General features: G+C 58.4%; 3 protein-coding genes. All 3 read left to right on the top strand.

Going from position 1 to position 6,240, the window contains the following annotated elements:
• The first annotated feature begins 187 nt into the window (after positions 1-187).
• The 3 genes from AF71_RS23560 (at position 188) to exoR (ending at position 6,219) form a co-directional block, all read left to right on the top strand.
• On the top strand, positions 188-3,031 hold the full coding sequence (locus tag AF71_RS23560) for a valine--tRNA ligase (RefSeq protein WP_018859397.1): 2,844 nt from the start codon (positions 188-190) through the stop codon (positions 3,029-3,031).
• Between the two features lie 402 nt (positions 3,032-3,433).
• Positions 3,434-4,708: an OmpP1/FadL family transporter gene (locus AF71_RS23555; protein WP_026372078.1), complete on the top strand. Its 1,275-nt coding sequence runs from the start codon at positions 3,434-3,436 to the stop codon at positions 4,706-4,708.
• Positions 4,709-5,415: 707 nt separating this feature from the next.
• Positions 5,416-6,219, top strand: coding sequence for an exopolysaccharide production regulator ExoR (gene exoR, locus AF71_RS23550; protein WP_018859394.1), 804 nt, complete (start codon positions 5,416-5,418; stop codon positions 6,217-6,219).
• Positions 6,220-6,240: the final 21 nt, after the last annotated feature.

The raw sequence follows: 6,240 nt of genomic DNA, 5'->3' as shown, positions 1-6,240 counted from the left end.
CCAACTTCGCCCCGCCTCAGAACCCAACTAAAACAACCAACGTCCAAAAAACAAACCCGCCGAAAATATCGACGGGTTTGTCAGCAGTCTGAGCCGCTCCGGTCTCCGGGGCGGCTTTTTTATTGACTTGCCCGTAGCCATCCTATTTACAACCCGCATCTAAGAACCTCCAGATTTTGGTCCCCAAATGCTCGACAAGACCTACGATTCCGCTACCGTTGAACCGAAAATCGCTGCGAAATGGGATGAGGCGGACGCCTTCCGCGCGGGCGCCAACGCCAAGCCGGGCGCCGAGACTTTTACCATCGTCATCCCGCCGCCGAACGTGACCGGCTCGCTGCACATGGGGCACGCGCTGAACAACACGCTGCAGGACATCATGGTCCGCTTCGAGCGCATGCGTGGCAAGGATGTGCTCTGGCAGCCGGGCATGGACCATGCTGGCATCGCCACCCAGATGGTTGTCGAGCGCAAGCTGATGGAACAGCAGCTGCCAGGTCGCCGCGACATGGGGCGCGAAGCCTTCATCGATAAGGTCTGGGAGTGGAAGGCGGAATCGGGCGGCCTTATCTTCAACCAGTTGAAGCGCCTCGGCGCCTCCTGCGATTGGTCGCGTGAGCGCTTCACGATGGACGAGGGGCTTTCGGAGGCCGTTCTTGAAGTCTTTGTAACGCTTTACAAGGAAGGCCTAATCTATCGGGACAAGCGCCTTGTCAACTGGGATCCGAAACTCCTGACGGCGATCTCCGACATCGAGGTGGAGCAGCACGAGGTCAACGGAAATCTCTGGTACTTCCGCTATCCGTTGGAGCCCGGCGTCACCTATCAGCATCCCATCGCCTTCGATGACGACGGCAAGGCAACGGAATGGGAAACGCGTGACTATATCGTCGTCGCGACCACTCGCCCGGAAACGATGCTTGGCGACACGGGCGTCGCGGTGAACCCGAAGGATGAGCGCTACAAGCCGCTCGTCGGCAAGCATGTCATCCTGCCGATCGTTGGTCGGCGAATTCCGATTGTCGCCGATGATTATCCGGACCCGACGGCCGGAACCGGCGCTGTCAAGATGACGCCGGCACATGATTTCAACGACTTCGATGTTGGCAAGCGTGCCGGTCTGCGAGTCGTCAACGTGCTCACTGCCGACGCTCGGATCACGCTCAAGGATAATGAGGATTTCCTGGAGGGGATTCCGGATGCCGCCGCATTGCACGGCGCCTGGGACGAACTTGAGGGCAAGGATCGTTTCGAGGCCCGCAAGATCATCGTTCGTATCTTTGAAGAAGGCGGCCTGCTCGACAAGGTCGAGCCGCACAAACACATGGTTCCCCACGGTGACCGTGGTGGTGTCCCGATCGAGCCGCGCCTGACGGAGCAATGGTACGTCGACGCCAAGACGCTCGCGGCACCGGCGATCGCCTCGGTCCGTGAAGGCCGGACTAAGCTCGTTCCGCGCAGTTGGGACAAGACGTATTACGAGTGGATGGAGAACATCCAGCCGTGGTGCGTTTCCCGTCAGCTCTGGTGGGGCCATCAGATCCCGGCCTGGTACGGTCCGGATGGTCAGGTCTTCGTTGAAAAGACCGAAGAAGAAGCGCTGCAGGCGGCGATCCAGCACTATCTCTCGCACGAAGGCCCGATGAAGGCCTACGTCGAAGACCTGCTCGAGAACTTCAAGCCCGGCGAAATCCTGACGCGCGATGAAGACGTTCTCGACACCTGGTTCTCCTCCGCGCTGTGGCCGTTCTCGACGCTCGGCTGGCCGGAACAGACGCCGGAGCTGGACCGCTACTATCCGACCAACGTTCTGGTCACCGGCTTCGACATCATCTTCTTCTGGGTTGCCCGCATGATGATGATGGGCCTGCATTTCATGAAGGATGACGATGGCGTTCCGGTCGAGCCGTTCCACACGGTTTATGTCCACGCGCTGGTCCGCGACAAGAACGGCCAGAAGATGTCGAAGTCCAAGGGCAACGTCATCGATCCGCTGGAACTGATCGATGAATACGGCGCCGACGCGCTACGCTTCACGCTGGCGATCATGGCAGCCCAGGGTCGTGACGTGAAGCTCGATCCAGCCCGCATTGCCGGCTACCGCAACTTCGGCACAAAGCTTTGGAATGCGACGCGGTTTGCCGAGATGAATGGCGCCAAGAGCGATCCGCATTTCGTGCCGGAAGCAGCTGAACTGACGATCAACCGCTGGATCCTGACGGAGCTTGCCCGTACGGAACGTGACGTAACGGAAGCCCTGGAATCCTACCGCTTCAACGATGCAGCAGGGGCGCTCTATCGCTTCGTCTGGAATCAGGTCTGCGACTGGTATCTCGAGCTGCTGAAGCCAGTCTTCAACGGCACGGACGAGGGTGCTAAAAAGGAAGCGCAGGCCTGCGCGGCCTACATCCTGGAAGAAATTTACAAGCTCCTGCATCCGTTCATGCCGTTCATGACGGAAGAACTCTGGGCGCACACCGCAGGCGAGGGCATCGAACGCGACACGCTGGTTTGCCATGCCGAATGGCCGGCGCCGTCCTACGCCGACGATGCGGCGGCCGATGAGATCAACTGGCTGATCGATCTGGTTTCCGGCATTCGCTCGGTTCGCGCCGAAATGAACGTTCCGCCGTCTGCCGTTGCTCCGTTGGTCGTTGTGGACGCCAACAGCCTGACGCGCGAGCGGCTCGTTCGGCACGACGCCGCGATCAAGCGTCTTGCCCGTGTCGACGCCATCTCGCTGGGCAGCGAGGCACCGAAGGGAGCCGCGCAGATCATCGTTGCCGAGGCAACTGTCTGCCTGCCGCTCGGCACCCTGATCGACCTTGCCGCGGAGAAAGCTCGCCTCGAGAAGGCGATCGCCAAGGCCGACGGTGAGATCGCCCGCATCAACGGCAAACTCTCGAACGAGAAGTTCGTCGCGAATGCCAACCCTGAGGTGGTCGCCGCTGAACGTGATCGCCTCGAGGAATTGCAAGGCCAGATCGCCAGCCTGCGGGTTGCACTATCGCGTGTGTCTGAGGCGGCATAAAATCAACGCTTGGTAGTAATATATTCTAAGGCGTCCGATTGCGAATCGGGCGCCTTTTTTCAGGCTCGGTCGAGATTGATGGATTTCAAGGCCAGGCTTGCCGTGATCGCTGACGGGAATCCTTGATTTCACACGTTTTCTTGAGCCGTTTGGCGAAAAATATGACTGTTGTTTCTCTGTTACAGGGCGGCGTTATCGTGGAATGGTCGACCTCAATTGCTTGGGTAGTTTTACCTTTCGTGGAATTTTCTTCTAAATTGTTGGAATATTGACGTGCCCGTCAAATTTTTACGTAAAGCATCTGTTGGTGCAGTTTCTAATCACGCCCGATCACAAAGTTGCCATTTATCGGCATCGTCGGCACAGTCCCGCCATTGCAATTGCCCGAGTGGGGGAGACACCTTGGCATCTCGTATGACTTCGGCCAGCATTGTGTCGCTGGTTCTATTTTCAACGCTGGCGCAGCCGTCCTTCGCGGGCGGTCTTGACCGCAGCGGCTATAATATCGATCTGCTGTTTGATCAGTCGCGCTTTTCAGCGCAGTCGGCCGTGATCTATGTCATGCCGCAGCGCGAATTGAAGAATGTGAGGGACACTGATCCTTCCATTCGGCCCGGCGGCGGAAACCTGAACAATCGGTCCCACTCGGCGGACGACACAGAGAATTATGCAGTCCCCTACGTCGGTTTCAAGGCCGGGTATGAAGATGTGGACTGCCTCTTCGACTACTCCGAGCCATTTGGCGCACACACGAATCCCGGCATCAATTGGGCAGGTGCCAACAACAACATCGAAACGAAGATCAAGACGCATAACTATGCCACGACGTGCTCGTACAAGTTTGATGTGGGCCCTGGCCAGCTTCGCTTGATTGGCGGCGCCTTCTATCAGGAAGTGGAAGGCTTCAAGGAGCGCCTAGTTAGCACGGTTCCAATCGCATTCGGCACCGGAACGGGCGTAGGTCGGTTGGACCTTGAAGACAATGCTTGGGGATGGCGGACTGGCATCGCATATGAAATTCCAGAATACGCGATGCGCGCGAGCTTGGTCTATAACAGCCGTGTGAAGTATGACAGCCTGAGTGGTACGGTTGACCTGACGCAGGTCCGGGCGCCAGTCGCACCGCTGAATGCCGCGCCCTATGGCGCAGTCACGAATGTCTTCGGCGAGGCGGAAGCTCCCGACTCGCTGGAGCTAAAGCTTCAGAGTGGTATTGCGCCAGATTGGCTGGCATTTGGTTCTGTGAAATGGACCAACTGGAGTGTCCTCCAGTCGATCTCACTCTGCCCTACATACACGAAGGGCAGGGCTTGCACCGCCACGAGCGGAACTCAGCTCACGTCTCTTGATCTGCTCTATCAAGATGGCTGGACCATTACCGGCGGCATTGGTCACAAGTTCAATGAGCAGTGGACCGGCGCTGTTAGCCTGACTTGGGACCGCGGTACGAGCCACGGCTATGGCTCGCAGACGGACAGCTGGACGGTTGGGGTCGGCGCTGCTTATAACCCGACCGACAACATTGAATGGCGCCTTGCCGGTGCCCTCGGCGTTCTGACGAGCGGTTCCTCCGGAGTGCTGGTGGAGAATGGTGTTCCCTACGGAACCGACGTCTCTTACGACTTCGGCAATGATCTCGTGGCCGCTGTCTCGACCAGCATCAAGGTGAAATTCTAGGTTTCAAAGATGAACCGCAGATCAGCCCGGCAAAACTGCCGGGCTTTTCTTTGTGTACGGGTCGTTAAGCATGGCGTTTCCCTGTCTCGTTTTGTGACGATTCAGCAACAGTTTTTTACCAGCATTTGCGTAAGATGATGCCAAGCTGAAATTGTCCATTTCCCGCCACAAACTAGGCGCAGCGCTATATGCGGGCGAGGGAATGACAGGCGTAAGGTGCGCGTAAAAGAGTACGATGAGCGAATTCGTAGCGGATACAGTCAGGGTGGGTAAGGCCTGCGGCAACGATGCCGCGGCCAGCGCGATTTCCCTTTTCCCGCAAGGCTATTCCGTCTCAGAACTTCGCTCTGACGTTGCGCTTCCGAACCTCTCTTTCTTCTCGCATTCAAACCGATTGGCGTTGTCGGAATCGGCTTCCGGTAACAACGATACAGGTTTGGTCACAATTGGTGATTACCTTTTTCTCGACTGCGGAAAGGCGCGGAGCCGGGCCGCGGGAGTGAGGCGAATGGCATCGCGGGGGAGCCGCGCCGGGCAGCGGGCGGACAGTGTCGATGCGCTTGGAATTGAAGCTCTCGCAGGAGGGCGGAAGGCTGGATGCGACGCGGGCAAAGGGGCCATTGAGCCCACCGCGGGATCGCTCGCCGGGAGGAATGCATCCGCGGATCGAAAGTCCGCACGGGTGGAATCGAAAGAAACCGAGTGAAATGCTGACGTCCGAGTTCAGACCTTTCAGAATGATGCTCATGGGGATTTCCATTGCCTGTTGCGCGGCAATTGTCTCCCCAGCGGGTGCATTCGACATAAAGTCGGGTGTATCGAAGGAGTCTGGCCCGTTCGACCTCTTCAAGTTCGGTTTCAAAGCCTACAAGAACGGCCAGAAGGAAGAGGCGGTCGAAGCCTATAAATACGCGGCGGAAAAGGGACACACGGGCTCACGCTGGGCGCTCGCCAACATGTATGCCGACGGCGATGGCGTCGCGCAGGATGATTTCGAAGCTTTCAAGATCTACAGCGAGATTGCGCAGCAGGGCGTCGAGCCTGGCTCTGAAGATACAGGATTCTTCGTCAACGCCCTTCTGTCGCTTGCCAACTATTACAAGCACGGAATTCCCGGTAGCCCTGTAAAGACCGATCTCAACCAGGCGCGTCAACTCTACTTCCAGGTCGCGTCTACCTTCGGGGTGCCCGAGGCGCAGTTCCAGCTGGCACAGATGATGCTGGCGGGCGAAGGCGGCAGCACCAGCACGCAGCAGGCAAAGAAGTGGCTCAACCAGGCCCGCAAGAGCGGCCATCCCGGTGCCATGGCCGTCTTCGGCAATATCCTCTTCCAGGAAGGGCAGGCAGCCAACGGGCTCGCGCTAATGACCGCGGCGCTCGACCGCTGCAAGCCCACGGACTGCGGTTGGATGGAGACCCTGCAGGAGCAGGCTTTCTCCGTCGCAACGGAAAGCGATCGCCGCTCGGCCGTGGCGCTTTCTCACAAGATCGCTGTCAACGGCGCCGATTAAAGCGCGCTGAGCGCTGTCGCC

Source organism: Rhizobium sp. 57MFTsu3.2 (assembly GCF_012932765.1).
In the GTDB taxonomy this organism is placed as follows: Bacteria; Pseudomonadota; Alphaproteobacteria; order Rhizobiales; family Rhizobiaceae; genus Rhizobium; species Rhizobium altiplani.
Note: the sequence above shows the minus strand (reverse complement) of the source record. Positions and strands in the feature narration are given on the sequence as shown.